Source organism: Variovorax sp. YR750, assembly GCF_900109805.1.
GTDB lineage: Bacteria > Pseudomonadota > Gammaproteobacteria > Burkholderiales > Burkholderiaceae_C > Variovorax > Variovorax gossypii.
Genome location: NZ_FOBJ01000008.1, coordinates 183862 through 206181, shown reverse-complemented (window position 1 = coordinate 206181; position 22320 = coordinate 183862). Strand labels below are relative to the sequence as shown.

Below are 22320 nucleotides of genomic sequence, written 5' to 3'. Positions count from 1 at the left end.
GCCACCGGCCGATGCACTGCTTGAAGAGAAAGATTGCGAACGAAGCGGGAATCTCGTCGAAGAGCCTCGGGACTGGAGGGCTCCACTCGACGCCGGATGGCCATGGTGACGCCGATGAGCTTCGAGGAAGCCGCACTGTTGTCGCGTCACCATGGCCATCCGGCACAGTGAAGAGACGTCCAGTGACGCTTGGGAAGTGCTGTATGCGAGGGCGGCGATACGCCGACCGGATTGCAAGAGCCTTCCCGCTCCGTTCGCAGAAAGCAGTGTATCAGCCGATGTGGGCGGTGGTCCTTTCCTGATCTGTCGTCTTTGTTGTCTTTTCCGTCATGGCCGTCACTGCCGGCGCGGCCGAGAGGCGCAGCGCGAGCATGTGCTCGCACGGGCCCTTGGTCATGCGGTGGCGCACGAAGTGGCTGCACTGGCACTCGCCCGAGGCCACGCGCTGGTCGGCGTCGAGCTGCAGGCTCGTGAAGTACTCGCGCTGGCCGGCCGAGCCCTTGCACTTGCCGCTGATCGAGACGCCGCCGTCGGAGCGCGCCTGCGTCTTCACGTTCGTGATGCGGCGTGCGCGCACCAGCTCGGCGGCGGCTTCTTCCTCGGGGCTGGCGTAGCGCAGCTTGTCCATCGGCAGAGGTTCGCGGCTCAGCTCGCGCAGCCGCCACACGCCGTGCGCGATGTCGTACACCACGCGGCCGGCCTGCACGTAGCCGCCGAGCGCCGCATCGACGGTGAGCGTCGAAAGACCCGTGGCTGCCGCGAGCTCGTCGGTGGTGGCGCGCCAGCGTTCGCCCAGTGCCGCGAATACGCGCAGCAGGCTGTCCTGGTCGACCGTCTGGCGCGGCTGCAGCAGCTCGAAGTGGCCGTTGCGCGACCAGTCGTTGGCGGTCCAGCCCGAAAGGCCGAGCGTGAATTCCATGTCGGGCAACTGCGCCACCCAGAAGCTGGGCATGCCGGTGCCCAGCAGGTGCACCGTGAAGCCCTGGGCCACTGGCACGAGGCGTTCGAGCTGCAGCAGGCGCCGCCGGCCCCACACGCGGATGTCGGTGTCGGAGACGGCGCTGTGCGTGGAGCGCGGGCACACCATCTCGTGCCCCCAGGGCTCGAACAGGATGCGCACCGGCTGCCCCGGCCGCAGTATGAAGCGCAGCGAGCGCGGACCCGCGCGCTCCTTGCGCCGGCGCAGCACCAGGCAGATGTTGTGGATGTCCATCGGATGCAGCTGCAGCCGCTGCGCGGGCAGCAGCATCGCGCTGCTGACCTGCAGGAAGCCGCGCACCCAGCTGTCGGGCACGTCGATCTTCGGCTCGTGGAAGGCCGGGTCGTTGTCGCTCTGCACCTGGAAGCCGCCCGGGTCGATGGCCAGCCGCGTGGTCTTGTAGTCGCGGATCTTCTGGAACTCGTCGTACAGCGACTCGGAGTAGTCGACGTTGGTGGTGCCGAAGGCGTGGTCGCTCACCCGGTCGAAGATGTCGTGACTGCAGGAGAACATGCCGTAGCTCGACTCGTCCTGGCTGAAGCACTCGAAGAAAACGCGGTCGGGGTGCACCGTGATCACCGGGTCGAGCACGAACCAGGCTTCGCGGTTGACCTTGTAGATGTGGTCGAAGTAGCGCTGCTGCGCGCTCATGAAGGGCTGCATCACCGCGCGCTTGCTCTTGCGCAGTTCGGTCAGCTCCTTGCTGATCGGCTCCATCTGCGCCTTGATCGCATCGCTGCGCGCCATGAACTGCGCGAGCAGCTCGCCTTCCTGTCCGGCCAGCCATTCGAGGTACGCGCTCTTGTCGCGCGGCTTGAAGCGCAGGTCGCCCACCACCACGTCGTGCAGCGCGGACATGCCTTCGCGAAACGGCAGGTGGCGGTTGATGTCGGCGACGAAGTGCACCGGCGCGCGCAGCGTGTCGGGCGCGAACTGCAGGGCGGTGCTGTTGGCGGTGTGCTGCGCGCCCGAATGGCCGAAATAGCGGTACTGGAATCTCATGCGGCGGACCCTCGCGAAGGGGCAACGGAGGGAAGGGTGCGGCGCGGCGCGATGCTGCGCACCGGTGCGGTCTGCAACGGGTTGTCCAGGTCCGGGAAGAGGGCCTGGATGCTGCGCAGCCCGGCCACGTACTGGGCCCGTTCGGTGATGGCGCCGGTGACGGCCTGCCGCGCGAACACGCGCGCCACGATGCGCGCGATGTCTTCCGAGTGCGCCGCCTGGGCAGCCAGGAACTCCATGACGCGCGCCTTGGCCAGCCGGCCCCGGTTGGCCTGCGACAGCACGTTCAGGAAGTAGGGCTCCAGGCGTGCGAGCACGTCCGCATTGCGGCTCGCGGCCGATGCCAGCCAGTTGGTGACGAAGAGCTGCATGCCCGCCGACGGGTGCTGGCTGAGCTGCAGCATGTAAGTGGTGACGTCGGTCACGTCGAAATGCGTGGTGAGCAGCTCGCGGCCCAGTCGCTGTGCGCCCGCGTCCTTGTGGTCGCACAGGCGAACCAGCAGTGCGGGCGTCCACTGGCTGGCGTCGCTCTGTGCGCCGAACCACTGGCGGGCCCAGTCGCGCGCGTCGTCCCAGCGGCTGTCGAAGATGCGCAGCGCATCGCCGAGGTTCGAGAGCGTGCGCCCGGGGTTCGAGGCCAACTGGTCCATGGCCCAGCTGCGCGCGGCGGCGGTGTCGACGAGGCCGAGGCTGGCGGTCTGCAGCACGTCGAAGCCCTGTGCGTCCTGTTGCGGCAGCAGCCATGCACCCAGGCGCTGCGCACCCTTGCTGCGTGCCTCGAGCAGGCGAAGCGTGACGGCAGGATCGCCGCGGCGGGTGTGCTCGGCCAGCGGGCCGCACAGCCATTGCAGCAGCGAGTCGAACACGCCTTCGGCCGCTTCGGAGCGGAACAGCTCGTCGCGCAGCAGCGGCATCAGCGCCGCGGCGAATTCGGGGTGAGCGGGAATCAGCTGTGCCAGGCGCGGCGCGACGGCGGCGCGCACGGCCGGCATCGGGCTGCTGCAGAAGGCCGCGAACAGCTCGGGCTGGACGACCAGCGTGGCATCGGGCAGGGAGGTGAAGAGCCGCACGCCCGCGCCGCGCAGGCGCTCGTCGTCCGACTGCAGCAGGCGCGTGAGCACGCTCACCGGAAGGCCCTGGACCGCGGCCGGATGCAGCAGCAGCCACTCGGCGGCCGTGCGCACCACGTCCGGACTCGCGTGATCGAAGAGCGCGAGCAGCCGGTTCAGCGGCGCCTTCGCGGCGGCCGTGCGCAGCAGACCCTGCAGTGCCCATTGCACGTTCTCGCAGATGGCGTCGAGCGCCGGCTGCGTGGCGTCGCAGGCGGACAGCCATGCGAGCAGTTCGGTGCCCAGCGCGTCGAGCGTCGAAAGATTCGGGGCGGCGGCCTGCAGCAGCAGGCGCGAGGCGCGGCGCACTTCGGCATCGGCCGAGGTCAGCAGCATCAGCAGCAGGTCGACCTGCTGGCTGTAGAGGCCCGGATCCTGTCCGATGTACTCGAGCGCGAGCGTGCGCGCCTCGGCCAGCGGCGAGCCCAGCATCGCGGGCAGCCAGGGCCGGGCTGGCTCGCCCGCCGTGATGCGCTGGCGCGCGATGGCGAGCGCGAAGCGCGCGGTGTCGTCCCAGGTGCTGGCCAGCAGGCGCCACACCGCGGGCGGCTCGAGGGCATCGCAGAAGGGCTTGTTGTCCTGCAGCGCGCGCGCTGCGAAGGCGTGCACGGCAGCGCAGCGGCCCTGCTGCATCAACTGCAACAGTGCTTGCGGATGCCGGTCCCAGCGCTCGGGCCAGGCTTCGGTGCGGTTCAGCCGCTGCGCGGGCAGCGGCGTGCTGCGGCGCCACTGCAGGCCTCCACGCTGGGCCTCCCATTCGGAGTCGTGGCGATGCAGCAGCTGCATCAGCACCAGCCAGCGGCTGTAGGGGCCGGTGTGCCAGCTGCGGGGCTCGGGCGTCCAGCGCGATTCGCGCTGCTGGCCGGCGGTGCCGGCTTCGCTGTCGTCGGCGGCGAGCAGCACGCCCATGGCGAGCCGCAGCCAGTCGGGTTCGTCGGCCGTGCCGGCCAGCGCCAGCCGGCGCAGGTTGCGCCAGGTGCGGCGGCGCAGGTAGTCGCGCGTGCGCTGGCTGTAAGCGAGGCGGCTGTCGGGCCGCACGATTTCCTTCGCGATCTCAACGTAGCGGCCGTTGACCTGTGCCCAGCGTCCGCCGGTGCGGAAGGCCGCGCGCTGCGTTTCGAGGCGCTGGTGCAGCACGCCGAGCAGGGCGTAGTCGCCCGAGAACTCCGCGCCCTTGTAGAGCCGGCGCCACGCGCGGAAGCTGCCGGCCGCGAGCTGCAGCGTCGGCGCGATCTCCAGCAGCGCGGCATGCGCGAGCCCGTCGCCCGCGGGGCCTTCGAGCAGCGCGAGGTCGAAGAGTTGCTCGACCCAGGCCGCGTACTTCATTCCGTTCCAGAGCGCGGGGTCGGCCAGGTGCTGCCGCAGCATCGGCATGGCCTGCCCGGCGGGCGCTTCGCCCATGGCGGCCCAGGCGCGGCGAAGCGGGGCGGGCCAGTCGTCGACGATGCGTGCCGCTTCGGCCGCGCGCTGTTCGGCGGGCCAGAGGGCGAGCGCGGCCCAGCGCGCGGCGCGGGTGACCACGGGCGTGCGGCCACGCCGGGAGAGTTCGCGCATCGCCTCGAAGGCGCCGCCGTCGCCGCAGCGGCCGATGGCCCAGGCGATGCAGTAGTCGAGCATCGGCTCGCCGGTTTCGATGTGGTCGACGAGCTGCGGCACCGCGGCCGCCAGCCGGCGTTCGCCGATGCGCCACACCACGCGGCTGCGGCGCACCGGGGGCAGCAGTCTCCATGCGTCGGGGCGGATGCTGGCGAGCAGGACGGCGTCGCCGGGGTGGGAGAGGGCGGCGGCCACGGGGGCCGCGGCAGGAGCGACGGCGGAGCCCTCGGGCACATAGCCCTGCGCGATCTGCGCCGCCACGGCGCGCTCGAAGGCGGCGGTGGCGGCTTCGAGCGGCAGCGGCGACGGGGTATGGACCGTCTCCTTCCACTGCAACCCGTCGCGGCTGGTGCTCACGTGCACCACGTGGCCGGTGGCTTCCGGCAGGGCGAACAGTTCCACGGTGCTGAAGCCGGCGGCGCCTGCCACGCCGGGCTTCGAGCGGATGAATTTTTCTGAGCGAATGCGCTTCACGCGGAGGCCTCCCCTGCCTTCGGTTGATGCTTGTGCTGCTTTCTTGTATCGCCGCGCATCTTAGCGGGCGTTTGCGTCGGCGCCGCCTGTGTAGCATGCGCGGTCCGGCAATCGTGTGGGGGTTCTTCAGGTGTCGAATATGGAACAGGCTGAGCGATCGAGCTTTCTCTACTTCACGGGCCAGGGCTCGGACAAGGTCTACCAGGTGCATCTGCGCCCGAAGGACGACGGCTGGGTGGTCGACTACGGCAACGGCCGCCGCGGCGGCACGCTCTCCACCGGCACCAAGACCAGCAGCCCGGTCGCCTACGAGGCCGCGCTGAAGATCTACGACAAGGTCGTCAAGGAAAAGACCTCGAAGGGCTACACGCCCGACCAGTCCGGCGCGCTCTACACCTCGACCGACCTCGCAGGCCGGGTGAGCGGCGAGCTGCCGCAGCTGCCGACGTTGATCCTCGAGGAACAGGCCGCGCGCTACTTCGACGACCCGGGCTGGGGCCTGCAGGAAAAGGCGGATGGCGAGAACCGCATCCTGCTGATCGAAGGCGAGGCCGTACGCGGCACCAACCGGCGCGGGTTGTTCGTGGACGTTCCGCAGGCCTGGACCGGCACGGCAGGCGCGGCGGCAGGGCGCACAGTGATCGCCGGCGAGCACGTGGGCGATGCCTTCATGGCCTTCGACCTGCTCGAACTCCAAGGCCAGGACCTGCGCGGCGCGCCCTTCATCGAGCGCTTTGGCCATCTGCGCACGGTGGCCTCGTCCATGCCGTGGATCGCGCTGCTCGAGCTCGAACTCACCGCCGAGGGCAAGCGCCGTCGCGCCGCAGAGCTGCTGGCCGCGCATGGCGAGGGCTACGTGCTCAAGGCACTCGACGCACCTTTCTCCGCGGGACGCAGCACGAGCAGCCTGAAGTTCAAGTTCAACCAGAGCGCGACCTGCGAGGTGATCCGCGTCAACGCACAGCGCTCGGTGGCCGTGGGGCTGCGCGACGACGCGGGCGCCATGATCGACCTGGGCAACGTGACCGTGCCGCCCAACGAGGCGCTGCCCGCGGTGGGCACGCTGGTCGAGGTGCGCTACCTCTACCGCTATGCCGGCGGCAAGTTCGAGCAGCCCGTCTACAAGGGCCAGCGGCCGGACATGACGGCCGAAGATGCGGTGCTGTCGCAGGTCACGCGCATCAAGGACCGCAGCGCGGCTCTCGACGACGAAGCCGCCTGAAGGAGGCTCAGCCGAAGGCCGCTCGCAGCTTCGCCGCGAGCCTGTTCGCCTCGTCGGCGGTGGCGATGTTGGTGAAGCCCATCAGCAGGCCCTGCGCGGCCGGCCCCGCCACGCCGCGCGCCGAGAGCGGCTGGCAGTTCAGCCCGGCCTGCTGCGCGCGCAGGGCGAGTTCTGCATCGCTCTCGCGGCGCTTGTCGAAGCGCGCGATCAGGTGCATGCCGCCGCTGCGCAGGTCGATGCGCACTTCGTCGCCGAATGCCTTCAGCAAGCCGGCTGCGAGCATCGCGCGCCGCCGCGCATAGAGCAGGCGCATCTTCTTCAGGTGGCGCGGGAAGTGCCCCTCGCGCATGAAGTCGGCCACCACGGCCTGCGTGGCCTGCGGGCAGCCGTTCGAACCGATGCGCGCGGCCTCCTCGAAGCGGACGCGCAGCGATTCGGGCACGACCAGGTAGCCCAGCGCGAGGCCGGGAATGAGCACCTTCGAGAAGCTGCCCGCGTACAGCACGCGGTCGTTGCCGTCCAGGCTCTTGAGCGCTGGCAGCGGCGCTCCGGCATAGCGGTATTCGCCGTCGTAGTCGTCCTCGACGATCCACGCGTTCGCGCGAGTGGCCCATTCGAGCAGCTGCAGGCGGCGCGCTAACGTCATCGACACGCCCAGCGGCGCCTGGTGCGAAGGCGTGACGACGGCCATGCGCGCCTTCGGCGCCTTGCGCAAGCCGCGCGCGACGACGAGGCCGTCTTCGTCCACCGGTACCGGCACCGCGCGCTGGCCGGCTGCGCGCAGCACCTCGTGCGTGGGAGGAAAACCGGGGTCCTCGATCCAGACGCGGTCGTCCTTCTTCAGCAGCGTGCGCGCGACGAGCGAGAGCGATGCGCGATAGCCGCCCGTCACCAGCACCTGCGCGGCATGGCACGAGACGCCGCGCGACACCAGCAGGTAGGCCGCGATGGCCTCGCGCAGCGGCGGATAGCCGCAAGGGTCGCCGTAGAACATGTCGGCCGCGTTCATGGCCCGCGCGCGGCGGGCGGCGAGGCGCGACCACAGCTTGCGCGGGAAGGCGTCCAGCGCCGGAATACCCAGCTGCATCGGCGGCGGCTCTCCCGGCTGCTTGAGCGCGTCGCCGGATGTGCGCGTATCGGCTCGGCGAGGCGCATCGCGCCGAGCGGGCCGATGAAGCGGAAGCGACGGGGAGACCACGGTGCCCGCCTGTCCGCGTGATGAGAAGTAGCCTTCGCCCGTCAGCTGGTTGTAGGCCGTTTCGATGGTGCCGCGCGCCACGCCGAGCTCGGCGGCGAGGCTGCGCGCGGAGGCGACGCGATCTCCGGGGCGCAGCGTGCCCTGCTCGATGGCGCTGCGGTAGCGCGCGTAGATCTGGCGGAACAGCGGCGTCGGCTTCGAGCGGTCGATCCTGAGTGTCATGGCCTGGTCGTTTTCATGATTCTTGGCTCTTTTCGATGGGGCATGGTAAATCCATGATCGACCTTCGCAACAGCCTGGAAGGAAGAAACGCAATGAGCGAGAAGGTATTTTTGGCCGGCGCCACCGGAGCGGTCGGCACCGCGCTGGTTCCGATGCTGATCGAGGCGGGCTACGCCGTGCATGGCAGCACGCGGCGTGCGGACCGCGCGGAGGTGCTGGAGGCACAGGGCGTGCACCCGGTTGTCGTCGACGTGTTCGATGCGCACGCGCTGCATGCCGCGCTGGTGCGCATCGCGCCATGGGGCGTGATCCACCAGCTCACGGACCTGCCCAGAGACCTGGACCCGGCCCGCATGGCCGAGGCCGCAGTGCTCAACGCGCGCGTGCGCATCGAAGGCACGCGCAATCTCGTGGCCGCCGCGCAGGCCGCGGGTGCGAAGCGGCTGGTGGCGCAGAGCATCGCCTGGGCCTACGCGCCGGGGCCCAGGCCCTTCGCGGAAGAGTGGCCGCTCGATACGGAGGCCGAAGGCTCGCGCCGCATCAGCGTCGACGGCGTGGCCGCGCTGGAACGGAGCGTGATGGCCGCGCGCGGCATGACCGCCACGGTGCTGCGCTACGGACAGCTCTACGGGCCGAACACGTCGACCGGGACGCCCAAGGGGCCGAGTCCGCTGCATGTGGAGGCCGCCGCACGGGCTGCCTTGCGGGCGCTGCAGCGCTCACCGGGCGGCATCTTCAACATCGCCGAGGACGGGGCCGAGGCCAGCAGCGAGAAGGCCAAGCGCGTGCTGGGCTGGCGTGCGGACGAGCGGCTGCCGCAGGGAGCCCCGCGATGAATGCCCGGATTTTTCCCGCACACCGCCATGCGGGCGCCGGACTCGCCGCGCTGGCCGTCGCCGCGGCGGGTTGGGCGCTGCTGCCGCATGCCGGCAGGCAATCGACCCTCCGGCTCATCGAGGACATCTGCAGCAGCGTGAGCCGGCCGATGTTCTCTTCGGCACCGGCTCCCGAAGGCTCGGCCGCCGCGGCGCGGCCGCAGACCTCCTCCCGGGTCATTTCCTGCGAGGCCCTGCCCAACGTGCCGGGCAAGTCGGTCACCACGGTGATCGTCGACTTTCCGCCGATGGCCTATTCGCCGGCGCACCGGCATCCGGGCTCGGTGACCGCCATCATTCTCGATGGCACGGTGCGCTCGCAGCTGGCCGGCACTCCGGTGGGCGACTACAAGTCAGGCGAAACCTTCTTCGAGCCGCCGGGCACGCTGCATCTGTTCGCGGAGAACCCCGATCCGGTCAAGCCGGCCAGGCTGGTGGCGGTGTTCGTAGCCGAGGAGAACTGCGGGCCGCTGTTGCTGCCGCCCTGAACCTGCGGAGCGCTCAGGCCGTCGCTTCGAAGGCCGCGTGATACGAAACGGTGCCGGACGGCATCGCTCCGGCCAGCAGCAGCGCCTGGAAATACTGCGCCGGCACGCCGGGGTAGACCAGAGCAGGCATGGCCGCGAAACCGAAGCGGCCGTAGTAGGCCGGGTCGCCGAGCACCACGCAGCCGGATGCACCCATGCCGCGCAACGCGGCCAGCGCTTCGTTCACGAGCCGCTTGCCGATGCCGAGAGCCTGATGTCCGGGTGCAACCGACACCGGACCGAGCCCGTACCAGCCGAGAGAGTCGTCGGAGATGCGCACAGGGGAAATGGCGACGTGCCCGACGATCTGCCCGGCATCTTCCGCGACGAGCGAGACCGAGAGCTGGCCGGCGCGCCGCAATGCATTGACGATGAACTGCTCGGTGTGGCTCGAATGCTCTGCATCGAGAAAGGCGGCTGCCGTCACCGCTTCGATGGTGGGTGCGTCCGCGGGAACTTCGTTCCGGATATGGATGTTCATCGGCCGCTACCGCACCCTTTCCCCGTCGCGCACCGATTCGATGGTGCCGTTGTAGAACCTCACGATGCCCAGGAAGTTGCCCTGGCCCCGGTGGTACACCCAGTCTTCCATCGGCACGCACGCCTGCGTCACCACCTGCTGCGCCGGTGCGCCGGGGTAGGGCGAAAGCACCCATGCCACCTGCGGGCGGGGCACGCAGACGAATTCCTTCGACATCGGTTCGCCACACTTCTGAACCACCGAGAACTTGGAGTCGCCCACGCCGGAGAGCGTGCCGCCGCAGCTCAGCGATTGGGCCGACGCGCTGCCGGCGTGCATGAGGGCGACAAGACAGAAGAGGGTGCTGGCTGCGAGTGTGCGCATGGTGTCGATGGGCTCCTTGAGCGGCTTGGAATTGTGAGCGGCCCCGATAGTTTCCCTTGCCGCCATCAGGACCTCGGGCCGCGCAGCTTGACGATGCCGAAGCCGAGCGCGAAGGCCGCGCAGAGAAAGACCAGCAGTGCCAACCACATCGATCGCGTCGAGAAATAGGTGCCCAGCGTCGCGGCTGCCGACAGCGCGACGGCCAGCCATTCGAGCACCGGGTCGATCCAGCTCTTGGGCCGGCTCCTGAGCTTCTCCGCTGGTTGCGCGCTTCCTTCCTTTCGCGGCTTTCGTTGCCTCGGGTCGGGGAAGAGGCGTCTCAGTTCCGGCGTGGGCCATGGGTTGTCCGACGATGCACCGATGCCGGCCAGTCGCCAGACCGGGTCGGAGTCGTGGCGCGAGAGATCCGACATGAGGTTGCCGATCAGGCTGCTGTCGTCGAGGCGATCGATGGACGCCTGCTCGGCGCGCAGCCATGGCTCGGCATCCGCGACATCGGGCAGTCCTTCGGTCCGCAGCAGGATGTAGTCCGCGAAGCCTTGAGCGGTCCAGGCTTCGAAGCCTTCGTAGAGCGGGCGGTAGCGTTCGCCGATGGCTGCGACGACGGCTTCGCGCCGTGCGGCGAGTCGCGTGAGCGCGCTGGCCTTGTCGGTGACGAGGTAGGGGTAGGCGGCGTCGGCACCGAAGTCTTCGAGGCACTCCTCGCGTTCGATGGCGCTGTCCTCGTCATCGATGTCGTACGAGTCGATGAAGCGCGCGTGGCGGATGTCGCCTTCGCCGAAGAGCGCCCGCCAGAAGAGCGGAAAGAAGGCATTGGCCTCCAGCTCGCCGCCATGGCCGAAGAAGCCGCGCCATTCGTTGCGGCTGCCTTCGGGCATGCGCGGCAGGTGCGAGCTGGAAAGGTAGACGGGGTGGGACATCTTTTTCTTCTTCGCTCCGGGCAAGGGCCGAAGTGGCGGGCGCCATCTTACGGGCGTGCCTGCGGATTACGCCCTTGTAATCCGCGTGAAAGGCGATGGCCGGGTGGGCTTTCCAGAATCCGGCGCGTGTCGGTCTGTCTGCTTTTTTCTTCATTCGCCATTCACCTCAAGGAGCATCGCATCATGAAACACGCATTCCTCGCCACCTCCGCCTTCGCAACGCTGCTCGCCGTGCTTGCCACTGGTGCATCGGCTTCGGGCACGCACAACGACGCGATCGGCAAGCCCGGCGTGGCGGCCAAAGCGACCCGCACTATCGAAGTCGATATGACGGACGGCATGCGCTTCACGCCGGCCGACATCAGCGTCAAGCAGGGCGAGACCGTGCGCTTCGTTGTCAGGAACTCGGGCAAGCTGAAGCACGAGCTGGTGCTCGGCACTGCGCAGGAACTGAAGTCGCACTACGCCGCGATGATGAAGAACCCGGAAATGGAGCACGCCGAGCCGAACATGGTGACGCTGGCGCCGGGCAAGACGGGCGAGGTCGTCTGGCAGTTCACGAAGGCCGGCAAGGTCGATTTCGGCTGCCTGCAGCCGGGACACTACGACGCGGGAATGAAGGGCGCGGTGAACGTGGCGCAGGCCGGCCGATAGGGGCATTGGCTGCGCGGCGGGCGGGATTGGATAGATTCCCGAGGGCAACCCAACACACTTTGCGCCCGCACCCGCCGCATGCATTTGTCGACACAAGGCCTTCCGGATCCCCGGCATCTTCTTCCTGTTCCTCCAGCCGGCATCGAGTGGCTCCCGGTGAATCTCGGGGAGTCGGGAGACAGCGTCTATCGCCGCAGCGATGGGGTTGCATTCGCCAAGGTGTCCGTGAGCGGCGCCGATGGCGTGGAGTCGCTGGCCGGCGAGAGGCTTCGCACCGAATGGCTGGAGCCTTTTGATCTGGGTTCCGCAAAGGTGCTCGACTGGCATGCGTCACAGGAGGGCGCATGCCTGGTCATGAGTGCCGTTCCCGGTGTGCCTGCCAGCGAATTGCCGGCCGAACAGCTGCTTCAGGCGTGGCCCTCCATGGCCCATCGGCTGAGGCTGTTGCACGAGATTCCCGCGGCAAGCTGCCCGTTCGCGCGCGCTCTTTCCACGATGTTCGAGCGTGCCTGCGACGTGGTGGCACGCAATGCGGTCAACAAGGAGTTCCTGGACCCGGAACAGCAGGACATTCCGCCGCAGCTCCTGCTCGATGCATTGCGCGTGCAGTTGCCGCAGCGCCTGGCACAGGAGGCGCGCGACCGTGTCGTGTGTCATGGCGATGCATGCATGCCGAACTTCATGGTCGATCCGCGGACGCTTCGCTGCACGGGGCTGATCGATCTCGGCCGTCTCGGCACGGCCGACAGGTATGTCGATCTTTCGCTCTTTCTTGCGAATGCGCGCGACAGCTGGCGAGGTCCGGACGACGAGCTTGCCGCTCGCAAGAGCCTGTTCGACACCCTGGAGATCGGCGAGCCCGATGACGGGCGGCTCGATTTCTATCTGAGCCTCGACCCGCTGACCTGGGGCTGAGGGGGCACGCCCGCTGCGGCGCTGCGATTGTTTCCATCGCATGAACGCCGCGGTTCTTTTTGCTGCGGGTTTTTACCTATCCGGCGGCTCACAATTCATCTCACAGACCAGCCCGCAAGCCGATCTGGATGAACAGGCCCCGAGCGAGGTGGCCGCCCCCGAAAGGGACGGTGCCCCACCCAAGACCGGTTCGAAACCATCCTGTATGCAAAGAACTGAATTGAAGGAAATCCAAATGACCGCCTCGAAGCTCCTCTCCGCCATCTCCATCGCCTTGCTGGCCGCCGCTGGTGCCGCTCATGCCGAAAGCTATGACGGCGTGCTTCAACTGACCTCGGCCACCAGCCGTGCCGACGTTGCCAGCCAGGCCGTGGTCGCCGCCCGCAGCGGCAACCCGTATGCGGACGGCGCCAACCAGGGCCCCGTGCAACTGATCGCTTCCACGACCAGCCGTGCCGCCGTTCGCGCCGAAGCCGTGGCCGCCGCCCACAGCGAGAACCCGTATGCCGAAGGCGTGACCTCGCGCGTCGCACCGGTTCTCGCCAGCGGCCTGGACCGCTCCACGGTGCGCGCAGCTGCCCGTGCCGCCGCACGCGGCGACGCACTGCCGCTGTAATCGGCTGGAGCGTTGTGGCGCGATGGTGCGATAGCGCGAAAGCAAAAGTAAAAAGCCGGGCCCCGTGAAAGCGGGGCCCGGCTTTTTGCTTGTCTGCGTTGATGTGTGTGCTGCGTGTCGAGTGGTCAGTAGACGCGCTCTTCGATCGGACCCACGCGATCGGGATAGAACGCCACGTAGTCCTTGAGCTGCGAGACTGGGTCGTACGGCGACTCGTAGGTCCATACGGCATTCACCGAGCGTTCGCCGCCGGCGGGAATGCTGTAGTAGTTGCACTCGCCCTTGTACGGGCAGTAGGTTGCGTGCGAGGTACGTTCCAGAAGCGACATCTTCACGTCCTTGCGAGGAAAGTAGTGCACGGTGCCGAAGTGGGCTTCGCGTACCGTCAGGGCCTCGCGGGTATCGGCGATGACGCAACCGTCGACCGACACCACCACGCGCAGCGGGTTGGGTGTGATGGTGATCGGGTGCTCGGGGCCGGGGGTCTTGATGGTGCGCTCTGCTGTAGCGAACATGGAAGGCTCCTTAGTCCTCAGGTCAGATCGGTTGACACAAGAATCGGGGGATGCGGATATTGCCGCGACCGCGTGTCGATTTGAAGTCCCCGGAAAATCAGCCCATTGCCGACATGGTTAAAGGCTGAATCTCCATCAGAACCGCTCTGCAAGCCTTTCGGCTTCATTTCGTGCCCGGGCCAGGGACGCCGTGACGGCCTCCGGCGATGCAAGCGTCGGCGCCGCCGTTATCTCGAGGATTTCGTCGATTCCGAGGAAGCCGAGCCACGTGCGCATGTATGGTTTCTGGAAGTCCTTATCGAGGGACGGAAGGCCCACCGGATAGTCGCCTGCACTCGAATAGATCAGCGCGGCGCGCTTGCCGTGCAGGAGGCCGCTGTAGCCTTCCTGGGGCGTCCAGAGCCAGTTTTCGCCAGGCAAGGTAACAACATCGATGTAGTGCTTCAGTATGTAAGGTATGCCGAAGTTCCACATGGGAAGACTGAAGACATATTTGTCCGCCGCGTTGAAGGCGCGCGCCAGCCGCACGGCCTTCTGCCAGTGGCGCTTCTGCTCTTCGGTGGCGCTGGCGGCGCGAAGCACCGCGAACTTGGCCTCGATCATCGTGGCGTCGAAGGCGGGCAGGTCGAGGTCCCAGAGGCGCAGCGTCTCGATCTCCACGTCGGGGTGGAGTGCACGATGTTGTTGCAGGAAGTGACGCGCCGTCTCGGCGGAGCGCGAACGCGCGGCTGAAGGCGAGGCTTCGATGTGCAGGATGCGTGTGGTCACGATTCTGTGTCCTTCCCGCATCAGCCGTTGACCAGGCGCAGGCCCACGGTGCCGCCGATCACCAGCGCGATGCATGCAAGCCGCGCAGGCGAAAGCGCTTCGCCGAAGAACAGCACGCCCATCAGCACCACGCCCACCGAACCGATGCCGGTCCAGATCGCGTACGCCGGCCCCAGCGGCAGATAGCGCAGCGCCTTGGCCAGCAGGTAGATGCTCAGCAGTGCGGTCAGCACGCCGATGGCCGAAGGCACGAGCTTCGACCAGTCCTCCGATTGCTTGAGTGCCGCGGCCATCGCGATCTCGACGAGACCGGCCGCCAGCAGAAATACCCAGCCCATGAAAGCTCCTTTGGTGTTGTTGCGGGAAGAACAGGAGCCCGATAATTCCGGGCCAGGCACCGGGCGACAAGTACGCACCTTCTGGTAACCATGGGAAATCCAGGCATGTCATCTAGGAAGACAACGGCTGTGGCAGAGACGCAGGCCGAGACGGCACCGGCCGACGTGTGGAGCGCCGGCTGCCCCTCGCGTCGCGTGCTCGAGCTCATCGCCAACAAGTGGGCGCTGCTGCTCATTCCGCTGCTGCGCGGAAAGCCGCAGCGCAACAACGAGCTGCTGCGCAAGGTGGGCGGCATCTCTCAGAAGATGCTCACGCAGACCCTGCGCGATCTCGAGCTCAACGGGCTGGTGCTGCGCGAAGACCACCAGACCGTGCCGCCGCACGTCGAGTACAGGCTGAGCCCGATCGGCCTTTCGCTGAGCAGGACGCTGATCGCCGTTGACCGCTGGGCCGAGGCGAACCATGCGCAGATCGACGCGGCGCGGCAGGCCGCGCGAGAGCGGGCCTGAGCGCCGGATTCGGTGATAACTTCCCGCGACCCCACGCCATCGAAGGACCGAAGTGAAGAAGAAGCAGCTCGCCACCTTCCTGCTCGCCAGCCTGCTGGCCGCCGGCGCATGGGCGCAGGCATGGCCGTCGAAGCCCGTGCGCGTGATCGTGCCCGCGCCGGCGGGCAGTTCGCTCGACCTGATCGCGCGCACGCTGGCCGATCGCCTGCGCGTGATGTGGAAGCAGCCCGTGGTGATCGAGACCAAGGCCGGCGCCGGAGGGCTGATCGGCATGGAGGCCGTGGCGAAGGCTCCGCACGACGGCTACACGCTGGGCGTCGGCTTCAACGGCCCGATCGCTTTCGGTCCCTACATGTATGCACGCATGCCCTACGAGCCTTCGCGCGACCTGGTGCCCATCGTGCTCACCACGTCGCAGCCCAACGTGCTCGCGGTGCGGGCAGACAACCCGGCGAACACGCTGCCGGAGTTCGTCGAATGGGCGAAGAAGCGCGGCAACAGCTTCAGCTATGCGTCGGTGGGGGCGGGCAGCTCTTCGCATCTCACGATGGAGCTGTTCCGCAGCGTGGCGCACATCGAGGCGGTGCACGTGCCGTACTCGGGCTCGCCGCCCGCCGGGCTTTCGCTCGCGGCCGGCGACACGCAGGCGCTCTTCACCGTGGCGCCCGCGCTGCTGCCGCTGATCCAGGGGCAGCGCGTGAAGCTCATCGCCGTCACCAGCGCGAAGCGCTCCGAGCTCATGAAGGAGCTACCGACGGTGGCCGAGTCGGGCTACCCGGGATTCGAGTCGCTGGCCTGGAACGGCTTCTTCACCGCCGCGGGCACGCCGCACGATGTGGTTCAGCGCATCAACGCCGACGTCAATGCCGTGCTGCGCGAACCCGCGGTGCGCGAGCTGCTGGCCAACCAGGGGCTGGCGGTAGGAGGCGGCTCGCCCGAGGAGTTCAAGGCCTTCATCGACAGCGAAGGCCGCAAGTGGGGTGCGATCATCGCCAAGGTCGGAATCCGCCTCGACCAGTGAGCCGGTGAGCGACACTTCGGAACCCCGCACCAGAAGATTCATTGAGGAAGAGAAGAACATGGAACAGCAGCCCACGCAATTCCCGCGCGACATCTACACCGAACCCGAGCCCGATCCGCACACGCTGGCCAACCTGGGCCCGCTCGCCGCGCTGGCCGGCATCTGGACCGGCACGGCAGGCCACGACGTGAGCCCCAAGGAAGACGGCCCGGAAGCCGAGGCCTACATCGAGCATGCGGAATTCCAGCCCATCGACGCGCAGACCAACGGGCCGCAGATCTTCTACGGCCTGCGCTACCACCTGCGCATCGTGAAGCCCGACGAAGTCGAGAGCTTCCACGACCAGGTCGGCTACTGGCTCTGGGAGCCCGCCACGGGCGCGCTGATCCAGACGCTGACCATCCCGCGCGGGCTCACCGCCATGGCCACGGGCCGCGCGAAGGCCGACGACCGCAGCTTCAGGCTCGAGGCCGTGCGCGGCGGCGAAACCAACGGCATCGTGGCCAACCCGTTCCTGGAGCATGCGTTCAAGACGCTGCGCTACAGCATCGAGGTAACGGTGCACGACGACGGCAGCTGGTCGTACGAACTCGAGACGGTGCTGGACGTGCTCGGAAAGCCCGAGCCCTTCAGCCACACCGACCGCAACACGATGCGCAAGATCGGCGAGCCCACGCCGAACCCGACGGCGCGCGCCGCGATGGCGGAAGCGGGCACCGCGGCGGCCTGAGCCGTCGCTAGGCTGCGAGCGCCGCCTCCACGTCGGCGTGGAAGCGCGCCGAGCAGCATTCCGTGGCGCTGAAATACAGCGACGACTGCGCGCCGCTTGCGAGCGTGGACTGCGCCGACACGCCGAGCGCGAAGTCTTCGTTCAGCGCACCCCAGAACGATTCGATGTTCTTGCGCCAGTAGTTCGCCGACTTCTCCGTTTTCGGCGGTTCGGGAATCAGCGTGCTCGCGATCACGCGCGAGCGCCCCGGCGACTCTGGCAGCACCGTGAAGGCGTTGGCGTGGTCGCCCTCGTGCAGGATGAAGGTCGCGGGGAAGAAGTAGTAGATGATGTTCGAGTGCGGTCCCACCTGCCACTCTTGCTCGGGCACGTCGCGCAGTCCCGCGATGCTGCGCTTGGGCAGGAACAGGCGCTGGTGCTGGCGATCCTGGTCGGCCACCAGCAGGTTGTCGTAGAAAAGCCCGGCGATGCTGTCGCGGTGCGCGTACTGGAAGTGGTACGTCTCCAGGTTGGCCTCGAAGGGGATCTTCCAGTTGGCCGCGTTGTCGAAGGCGCGCTGATGGAAGGGCACCCAGCCGTCGTAGCCCCACGAGCGCAGGTCGGCGCCGAAGCGGCCGAGCCACTCGGCGATGTCCAGCCCGGGGCTTTCTCCATCGGCCAGCACGCGCGGAACGGCCCAGACGAAACCCAGCGCTTCCGCGACCGGTACGCGTGCGAGGCTGCATTTCGATGCCGGCGCATGCGGAAAGTCTTCGGCCGAGGGGCGGCCGCGCAAGGCGCCGTCGAGGCCGTAGGTCCAGCTGTGATACGGGCAGATCAGCGCACGCTGGCCCGGCGATGCGCCGGGCGGCTTCAGCCGTGCGCCGCGATGGCGGCATGCGTTGACGAAGCCGTTGACTTCGCCGTCATGCCCGCGCACGAACAGCAGCGGCATGCCGGCCACGTCGATCGCGAACGAGTCGCCCGCATTCGCGAGCGAGGCCGAAGGACACAGCGCCAGCGGATAGCGGCGGAAGATGCGCTCCACCTCCAGCTCATGGCGTGCCGGATCGAGGTACCGCGTCACCGGGCTCACGGCCGGCTCGCCGCGCTCGCTGCCGCCGGCAGCGATCAGCGCGAGCGCGCGCCGGATCAGGGCGATCTGTTCTTCCTGCTTCATGCGCGCGATTGTGGCGAGCGCCCGCCGCGGCGGCTTGCTTCAACTGGTCGTGTTCCGCCTGCCGGATAGAACAAACACGCATAGCTGCGAACCGGTTATGCCGATAGCCTCAGGGGCATGGATCTCAAGCAGCTGGAGTACTTCATCCGCGTCGCCGAACTCGGCAGCTTCACCCGCGCATCGGACGTCATCGCCATCGCGCAGCCCGCGCTGAGCCGCCAGGTTCGCCAGCTCGAGGTGGAGCTGCGGCAGAACCTGCTGGTGCGCAACGGACGCGGCGTGGTGCCCACCGACGCCGGCAAGCGCCTGCTGGAGCATGGCCGCGGCATCCTGCACCAGGTCGAGCGCGCGAAGGAAGACATGAACCGGATGCGCGGCGCATTGGCCGGCCGCGTGGCCGTGGGCCTGCCGCCCAGCGTGGCGGGCGTGCTCACGGTGCCGCTGGTGCGGGCCGCGCGCGAGCGCCTGCCCGACGCGGCGCTGTCGATCACCGAAAACCTTTCCACCGCGATGCAGGAATCGCTGCTCACCGGCCGGCTCGACATCGCGCTGCTCTACAACCCGCAGCCTTCGCCCGACGTGGACAGCGAGACGGTGCTGGAGGAAGACCTGTTCCTGGTCAGCGCCACCAAGGGCTCGGGCGCGAAGCGAAGCGGCGCACCGCTGGCGCTGCACCAGCTGGCCGAGCAGCAACTGGTGATTCCGACCCGGCCCAACGCGATCCGCATGCTGGTCGAGGCCGAGCTTGCCGCCATCGGCCGCAGGCCGCAGATCGCGCTGGAGATCGACGGCGTCGCCGCGATCCTCGCGTTGGTGGCCGACGGTGCCGGTCACGCGGTGCTGTCGCGCAATGCCGTCGCCATCGCCGAGCGCTCGCGGCGCTATGCGATCCGGCCCATCGTCAAGCCGGTGCTGCGAAGCCGGCTCGCACTGGCGGCGAGCTCGCAGCGGCCGGTTACGCGCACGCAGCGCGCCATGGGGGAGTTGCTGCGCGAGCTGGTCGGGCAGCACCTGGGCGCGAACGCCACGGCGCCCGTGGAGAGCGCGGATCAGAAGCGGTGACGCATGCCGACGCCCACGCTGCCGCTGCCCGAAAAGCCGGTCAGCCTGTCGCGCATGTAGACCGCGTACAGGTCGGTGCGCTTCGACAGAAAGTGGTCGTAGCCTAGCGCCCAGGTGGTCCGCCCCGTCCCGGGGCTGCCGGTGACCTTGCGCTCGGTGCGCGCCACCGAGGCCAGGAAGCGACCGGCACCCACCGGCACGGCCGCACCCAGCTGCGCGGTGTCGGCGGTGGTGCGGATGTCGGGCGTGCGGGTGCGCTGCAGCTGGCCGTAGAGCTGCACGGCCTTGAAGTCGTAGGAGGCGCCGATCAGTGCCGCGTCCTGCCGGCCGATGGTCGCGGTGAATCCCGGGCCGGTCTTCGCCTGCTGCACCGACACCACCGCGGCGAACGGGCCGGCCGCGTAGTTGAGCGTGAGGTTCAGGTTCCGGATGCCCTCGCGATCCTGCACCTCGCCCATGCCGTAGAGCAGGCTGGCGCGCAGGCCCGCGAAGGTGGGCGAGGTGTACTGGATGGCGTTGCTCCACACGCTGTCGCCGAGCACGGCGCGGTTGTACGTCGGTTGCCACGTATGAAGCATCACGGGCGAGAACTGCAGCGAGACACCGAAGGGGTTGAAGGCTCCGCTGGCCACGAACATCGGGTTGGTCTGCCGACCGAGCGAGAGTTGCCCGAAGCCGCCCGCCAGCCCCACCCACGCGTTGCGCGAGAAGTACGGATCGGTGCTGTTGCGCCCGAAGGTGCCGGAGTCTGTCTGGAAGAAGCTCTCCAGCGCGAACTGCGCCTGCAGCCCGCCGCCCAGGCTCTCGCTGCCACGCACGCCCCAGTAGGCGGTCGTCATGCCGCCGCTGCCCAGAAGCTTCGTGCGGCCGGGCTCGTCGCTGCGCTTCATCGATCCGACGAAGGCGTCGAGCAGGCCGTAGATCTGCACGCTGGATGCATCGGCGGCCTGTGCCCACGCCGAATGCGTGGCGGTGCACAGGGCCAGCGCCGGCAGCGTGCGCAAGGCCGTGCGCTTCGAGAGTGCCGGAAGGCGGGAAAGTTTTCTCATGTCGTCTGTCTCCTCGTTGGTTTTCTGTGGCTCGTGGCCTGCAGTGGCGCAGGCGCGTGCTGCCGCACGCCACGGGGGGGGCGTGGCGTGGGAGCGGTATCGGTCAGTGGAAGCGGTGAGCGGCGAGGCGCTCAGTCGTACCAGTACAGGCGCGTCGGGTTGTCGACCAGCAGCTTGCGAAGCTGCACCGGGTCATCGCTGAAGAGCGGCAGCAAGTCGACCAGCTTGCCGTCGTCGGGCATTTCGCGCACGTTGGGATGCGGCCAGTCGGTTCCCCACAGCACGCGGTCGGGCGCAGCCTCGATCAGCTGGCGCGCGAAAGGCACGGCGTCGGCATAGGGCTGGCCCTGCGTCGAGAGCGCCTGCGAGATGCGCTCGGCGCCGCTCACCTTGACCCAGGCGCGCTCGTCGCGCATCAGCTCCAGCATCATCGTGCAGGCCTGCTGGCCGAGGCCGTGCTCGACCATCGTGCGGCCCATGTGGTCGACGACGAAGGGCACTGGCAGCGTGTCGAGGAAGGCGCGATACGTCAGCAGGTCTTCCGCGTCCAGGTGCAGCACCAGGTGCCAGCCCAGCGGGCGAATGCGCTCGGCCATGCGCAGCACCGTCGGCAGGTCGGGCGCGCCGCCCAGGTGCTGCACGAAGTTGAAGCGCACCGAGCGTACGCCGGCCTTGTGCAGCCCGGCGAGTTCGGCGTCGGAGATGCCCGCGCCCACCATGGCGACGCCGCGATAGGCGTCCGGCGACTGCGCGATGGCGTCGAGCATGGCGCGGTTGTCGTGGCCGTGCACGCTGGCCTGCACCAGCACCACGCGCTCGATGCCCAGCAGCTCGTGCAGGGCGCGCAACTTCGCCGCGGGTGCGTCGGGCGGCGTGTAGCGCCGGTTGTCCGAGTACGGGAACACGTCGCCGGGGCCGAACACGTGGCAGTGGGCGTCGCAGGCGCCGGCGGGCAGGCGGAAGGTGGGGCGGCTCGGGGTCGGATGGGGCGGGGCGATGGTCTTCATCAAGGTGTTGCTCACTGTTTGGGAATGCCGGCGCGCTGGATGACGCCCGACCAGCGCCGGATCTCGCTGTCGAGCAGCCGCACCTGTTCCTGCGGCGTGCTGCCGCGCGGCTCCACGCCGAGGTTCTGAAGGCGCTTGCGGACTTCGGGGGAATCCAGCGCCTTGCGCGCCTCCTGGTTCAGCCGGGCGATCACGTCGGGTGGCGTCTTCGCGGGCGCGGCGAGTGCGTTCCAGGACGCGACCTGGAAGCCCGGCGTGCCGCTTTCGGCCACCGTCGGCACCTCCGGCAGGCTGGGCGAGCGCTTCTCGCCCATGACCGCCAGCGCGCGCAGCGCCTTGCCTTCGATCTGCGAGAGCACGGGCGAGAGGATTTCCACCGCCACGTCGACCTGCCCGCCGCGCAGCGCCGTCACCACGGCCGGCGTGCCGTTGAAGGGCACGACCTGCGCATCGATGCCCAGCGAAGTCTTCAGCAGTTCACCGGCCAGGTTCTGCGTGCTGCCGACGTTGATGGTGCCGATGTTGAGCTTGCCCGGATGGGCCTTCGCATGGGCCACGAGGTCGGCGAAGCTCTTGAACCTGCTGTCGCTCGCGGCGAGCACGGCCATGTCGAAGTAGCCGAGCGTGGAGACCGGCGCGAAGTCTTTCAGCGTGTCGTAGGGCAGCGACTTGAACAGGCCCACGCTCACGGCATTGCCGTTGGACATCAGTAGCAGCGTGTGGCCGTCCGGCGGCGCCTTGGCCACGGTGTCGGAGGCCACCACGCCGCCCGCGCCGGGCTTGTTGTCGACCACGATGCTCTGGCCCATCGATTCGGACATCTTCTGGGCCACGCTGCGCGCGACCAGGTCCGCCACGCCGCCGGCGCCGAATGGCACCACCAGGCGGATCGGGCGGGAGGACAGGGGAGCGGCGAGCGCTGATGGCGATGCGCGCAGGCCGGCGGCCAGGGCCAGCATCAGGCCGGCGAAGCCGCGGCGGGAATGTCTCATGGGTCTCCTTTGAACT

Annotated in this window: 23 protein-coding genes; 10 read left to right on the top strand and 13 right to left on the bottom strand. The window is 68.5% G+C overall.

Annotation, left to right across the window (positions count from 1 at the left end; all coding sequences use genetic code 11):
- Positions 1-271 precede the first annotated feature (271 nt).
- Positions 272-1981, bottom strand: a complete 1710-nt coding sequence (locus BMY35_RS18185) for a hypothetical protein (RefSeq protein ID WP_093201864.1) — start codon at positions 1979-1981, stop codon at positions 272-274.
- Positions 1978-5160, bottom strand: a complete 3183-nt coding sequence (locus BMY35_RS18180) for a hypothetical protein (protein WP_093201862.1) — start codon at positions 5158-5160, stop codon at positions 1978-1980. The genes BMY35_RS18185 and BMY35_RS18180 overlap by 4 nt, the downstream gene beginning before the upstream one ends.
- Before the next feature lie 139 nt (positions 5161-5299).
- Here BMY35_RS18180 and BMY35_RS18175 point away from each other — a divergent pair, with 139 nt between their 5' ends.
- Positions 5300-6382, top strand: a complete 1083-nt coding sequence (locus tag BMY35_RS18175) for a hypothetical protein (protein ID WP_093201859.1) — start codon at positions 5300-5302, stop codon at positions 6380-6382.
- Positions 6383-6389: 7 nt separating this feature from the next.
- Here BMY35_RS18175 and BMY35_RS18170 read toward each other — a convergent pair whose 3' ends face one another.
- Complete coding sequence (locus tag BMY35_RS18170; RefSeq protein WP_093201856.1) at positions 6390-7802, bottom strand: MocR-like pyridoxine biosynthesis transcription factor PdxR; 1413 nt, start codon at positions 7800-7802, stop codon at positions 6390-6392.
- Positions 7803-7894: 92 nt separating this feature from the next.
- On the opposite strand from BMY35_RS18170, the gene BMY35_RS18165 reads away from it, so the two are divergent.
- Positions 7895-8638, top strand: a complete 744-nt coding sequence (locus BMY35_RS18165) for an NAD-dependent epimerase/dehydratase family protein (RefSeq protein ID WP_093201854.1) — start codon at positions 7895-7897, stop codon at positions 8636-8638.
- Positions 8635-9165: a cupin domain-containing protein gene (locus BMY35_RS18160; protein WP_093201852.1), complete on the top strand. Its 531-nt coding sequence runs from the start codon at positions 8635-8637 to the stop codon at positions 9163-9165. Before BMY35_RS18165 ends, BMY35_RS18160 begins: the two co-directional genes overlap by 4 nt.
- Before the next feature lie 13 nt (positions 9166-9178).
- Here BMY35_RS18160 and BMY35_RS18155 read toward each other — a convergent pair whose 3' ends face one another.
- The 3 genes from BMY35_RS18155 to BMY35_RS18145 form a co-directional block, all read right to left on the bottom strand.
- Positions 9179-9685 (bottom strand): GNAT family N-acetyltransferase, encoded by a 507-nt coding sequence (locus BMY35_RS18155; RefSeq protein WP_093201850.1) that lies wholly within the window; start codon positions 9683-9685, stop codon positions 9179-9181.
- Positions 9686-9691: 6 nt separating this feature from the next.
- Entirely contained in the window at positions 9692-10048 is a 357-nt protein-coding gene (locus tag BMY35_RS18150) for a DUF2845 domain-containing protein (protein WP_093201847.1), read from the bottom strand.
- A gap of 65 nt (positions 10049-10113) precedes the next feature.
- A complete protein-coding gene (locus tag BMY35_RS18145) occupies positions 10114-10968 on the bottom strand; it encodes a hypothetical protein (protein WP_093201845.1) in 855 nt (284 codons plus the stop codon).
- A 183-nt stretch (positions 10969-11151) separates the two neighbouring features.
- On the opposite strand from BMY35_RS18145, the gene BMY35_RS18140 reads away from it, so the two are divergent.
- From BMY35_RS18140 to BMY35_RS18130, 3 genes are all read left to right on the top strand, one after another.
- A complete protein-coding gene (locus BMY35_RS18140; protein ID WP_093201842.1) occupies positions 11152-11622 on the top strand; it encodes a cupredoxin domain-containing protein in 471 nt (156 codons plus the stop codon).
- Positions 11623-11700: 78 nt separating this feature from the next.
- Positions 11701-12537: an APH(3'') family aminoglycoside O-phosphotransferase gene (locus tag BMY35_RS18135; protein ID WP_093201840.1), complete on the top strand. Its 837-nt coding sequence runs from the start codon at positions 11701-11703 to the stop codon at positions 12535-12537.
- Positions 12538-12772: 235 nt separating this feature from the next.
- A complete protein-coding gene (locus tag BMY35_RS18130) occupies positions 12773-13153 on the top strand; it encodes a helicase SNF2 (protein ID WP_093201837.1) in 381 nt (126 codons plus the stop codon).
- 125 nt (positions 13154-13278) lie between these two features.
- Here BMY35_RS18130 and BMY35_RS18125 read toward each other — a convergent pair whose 3' ends face one another.
- The 3 genes from BMY35_RS18125 to BMY35_RS18115 form a co-directional block, all read right to left on the bottom strand.
- Complete coding sequence (locus BMY35_RS18125; RefSeq protein ID WP_093201835.1) at positions 13279-13668, bottom strand: DUF427 domain-containing protein; 390 nt, start codon at positions 13666-13668, stop codon at positions 13279-13281.
- 135 nt (positions 13669-13803) lie between these two features.
- Entirely contained in the window at positions 13804-14436 is a 633-nt protein-coding gene (locus tag BMY35_RS18120) for an FMN-dependent NADH-azoreductase (protein WP_256228758.1), read from the bottom strand.
- 20 nt (positions 14437-14456) lie between these two features.
- On the bottom strand, positions 14457-14774 hold the full coding sequence (locus BMY35_RS18115; RefSeq protein ID WP_093201830.1) for a DMT family transporter: 318 nt from the start codon (positions 14772-14774) through the stop codon (positions 14457-14459).
- Between the two features lie 105 nt (positions 14775-14879).
- On the opposite strand from BMY35_RS18115, the gene BMY35_RS18110 reads away from it, so the two are divergent.
- From BMY35_RS18110 to BMY35_RS18100, 3 genes are read left to right on the top strand one after another with little or no spacing between them, the layout of a single operon-like run.
- Complete coding sequence (locus BMY35_RS18110; RefSeq protein WP_093202223.1) at positions 14880-15284, top strand: winged helix-turn-helix transcriptional regulator; 405 nt, start codon at positions 14880-14882, stop codon at positions 15282-15284.
- A gap of 52 nt (positions 15285-15336) precedes the next feature.
- Entirely contained in the window at positions 15337-16305 is a 969-nt protein-coding gene (locus tag BMY35_RS18105; RefSeq protein WP_093201827.1) for a Bug family tripartite tricarboxylate transporter substrate binding protein, read from the top strand.
- Positions 16306-16363: 58 nt separating this feature from the next.
- Positions 16364-17035 carry an FABP family protein gene (locus BMY35_RS18100; RefSeq protein ID WP_093201824.1) on the top strand — a complete coding sequence of 224 codons (672 nt, stop codon included), beginning with the start codon at positions 16364-16366 and terminating at the stop codon, positions 17033-17035.
- 7 nt (positions 17036-17042) lie between these two features.
- Here BMY35_RS18100 and BMY35_RS18095 read toward each other — a convergent pair whose 3' ends face one another.
- The gene (locus tag BMY35_RS18095) at positions 17043-18194 is read right to left on the bottom strand and encodes an aromatic ring-hydroxylating oxygenase subunit alpha (RefSeq protein WP_093201822.1); all 1152 of its coding nucleotides are present in this window, start codon (positions 18192-18194) and stop codon (positions 17043-17045) included.
- Positions 18195-18311: 117 nt separating this feature from the next.
- Between BMY35_RS18095 and BMY35_RS18090 the strand changes: the two genes are divergently transcribed.
- On the top strand, positions 18312-19256 hold the full coding sequence (locus BMY35_RS18090; protein ID WP_093201819.1) for a LysR substrate-binding domain-containing protein: 945 nt from the start codon (positions 18312-18314) through the stop codon (positions 19254-19256).
- On the opposite strand, the gene BMY35_RS18085 is transcribed toward BMY35_RS18090, so the two are convergent.
- From BMY35_RS18085 to BMY35_RS18075, 3 genes are all read right to left on the bottom strand, one after another.
- Positions 19244-20305 carry a porin gene (locus BMY35_RS18085; protein WP_093201818.1) on the bottom strand — a complete coding sequence of 354 codons (1062 nt, stop codon included), beginning with the start codon at positions 20303-20305 and terminating at the stop codon, positions 19244-19246. The two genes, BMY35_RS18090 and BMY35_RS18085, sit on opposite strands and share 13 nt — an antisense overlap.
- 131 nt (positions 20306-20436) lie before the next feature.
- Positions 20437-21312 (bottom strand): amidohydrolase family protein, encoded by an 876-nt coding sequence (locus BMY35_RS18080; RefSeq protein ID WP_093202220.1) that lies wholly within the window; start codon positions 21310-21312, stop codon positions 20437-20439.
- 11 nt (positions 21313-21323) lie between these two features.
- The gene (locus tag BMY35_RS18075; protein ID WP_093201815.1) at positions 21324-22304 is read right to left on the bottom strand and encodes a Bug family tripartite tricarboxylate transporter substrate binding protein; all 981 of its coding nucleotides are present in this window, start codon (positions 22302-22304) and stop codon (positions 21324-21326) included.
- Between the last annotated feature and the right edge of the window lie 16 nt (positions 22305-22320).

Bases quoted from the DNA above. Each gene is read 5' to 3' on its own strand.
- BMY35_RS18185 (WP_093201864.1), bottom strand. From the start codon at position 1,981: ATGAGATTCCAGTACCGCTATTTCGGCCATTCGGGCGCGCAGCACACC.
- BMY35_RS18175 (WP_093201859.1), top strand. From the start codon at position 5,300: ATGGAACAGGCTGAGCGATCGAGCTTTCTCTACTTCACGGGCCAGGGC.
- BMY35_RS18170 (WP_093201856.1), bottom strand. From the start codon at position 7,802: ATGACACTCAGGATCGACCGCTCGAAGCCGACGCCGCTGTTCCGCCAG.
- BMY35_RS18165 (WP_093201854.1), top strand. From the start codon at position 7,895: ATGAGCGAGAAGGTATTTTTGGCCGGCGCCACCGGAGCGGTCGGCACC.
- BMY35_RS18160 (WP_093201852.1), top strand. From the start codon at position 8,635: ATGAATGCCCGGATTTTTCCCGCACACCGCCATGCGGGCGCCGGACTC.
- BMY35_RS18155 (WP_093201850.1), bottom strand. From the start codon at position 9,685: ATGAACATCCATATCCGGAACGAAGTTCCCGCGGACGCACCCACCATC.
- BMY35_RS18150 (WP_093201847.1), bottom strand. From the start codon at position 10,048: ATGCGCACACTCGCAGCCAGCACCCTCTTCTGTCTTGTCGCCCTCATG.
- BMY35_RS18145 (WP_093201845.1), bottom strand. From the start codon at position 10,968: ATGTCCCACCCCGTCTACCTTTCCAGCTCGCACCTGCCGCGCATGCCC.
- BMY35_RS18140 (WP_093201842.1), top strand. From the start codon at position 11,152: ATGAAACACGCATTCCTCGCCACCTCCGCCTTCGCAACGCTGCTCGCC.
- BMY35_RS18135 (WP_093201840.1), top strand. From the start codon at position 11,701: ATGCATTTGTCGACACAAGGCCTTCCGGATCCCCGGCATCTTCTTCCT.
- BMY35_RS18130 (WP_093201837.1), top strand. From the start codon at position 12,773: ATGACCGCCTCGAAGCTCCTCTCCGCCATCTCCATCGCCTTGCTGGCC.
- BMY35_RS18125 (WP_093201835.1), bottom strand. From the start codon at position 13,668: ATGTTCGCTACAGCAGAGCGCACCATCAAGACCCCCGGCCCCGAGCAC.
- BMY35_RS18115 (WP_093201830.1), bottom strand. From the start codon at position 14,774: ATGGGCTGGGTATTTCTGCTGGCGGCCGGTCTCGTCGAGATCGCGATG.
- BMY35_RS18110 (WP_093202223.1), top strand. From the start codon at position 14,880: ATGTCATCTAGGAAGACAACGGCTGTGGCAGAGACGCAGGCCGAGACG.
- BMY35_RS18100 (WP_093201824.1), top strand. From the start codon at position 16,364: ATGGAACAGCAGCCCACGCAATTCCCGCGCGACATCTACACCGAACCC.
- BMY35_RS18095 (WP_093201822.1), bottom strand. From the start codon at position 18,194: ATGAAGCAGGAAGAACAGATCGCCCTGATCCGGCGCGCGCTCGCGCTG.
- BMY35_RS18090 (WP_093201819.1), top strand. From the start codon at position 18,312: ATGGATCTCAAGCAGCTGGAGTACTTCATCCGCGTCGCCGAACTCGGC.
- BMY35_RS18085 (WP_093201818.1), bottom strand. From the start codon at position 20,305: ATGAGAAAACTTTCCCGCCTTCCGGCACTCTCGAAGCGCACGGCCTTG.
- BMY35_RS18080 (WP_093202220.1), bottom strand. From the start codon at position 21,312: ATGAAGACCATCGCCCCGCCCCATCCGACCCCGAGCCGCCCCACCTTC.
- BMY35_RS18075 (WP_093201815.1), bottom strand. From the start codon at position 22,304: ATGAGACATTCCCGCCGCGGCTTCGCCGGCCTGATGCTGGCCCTGGCC.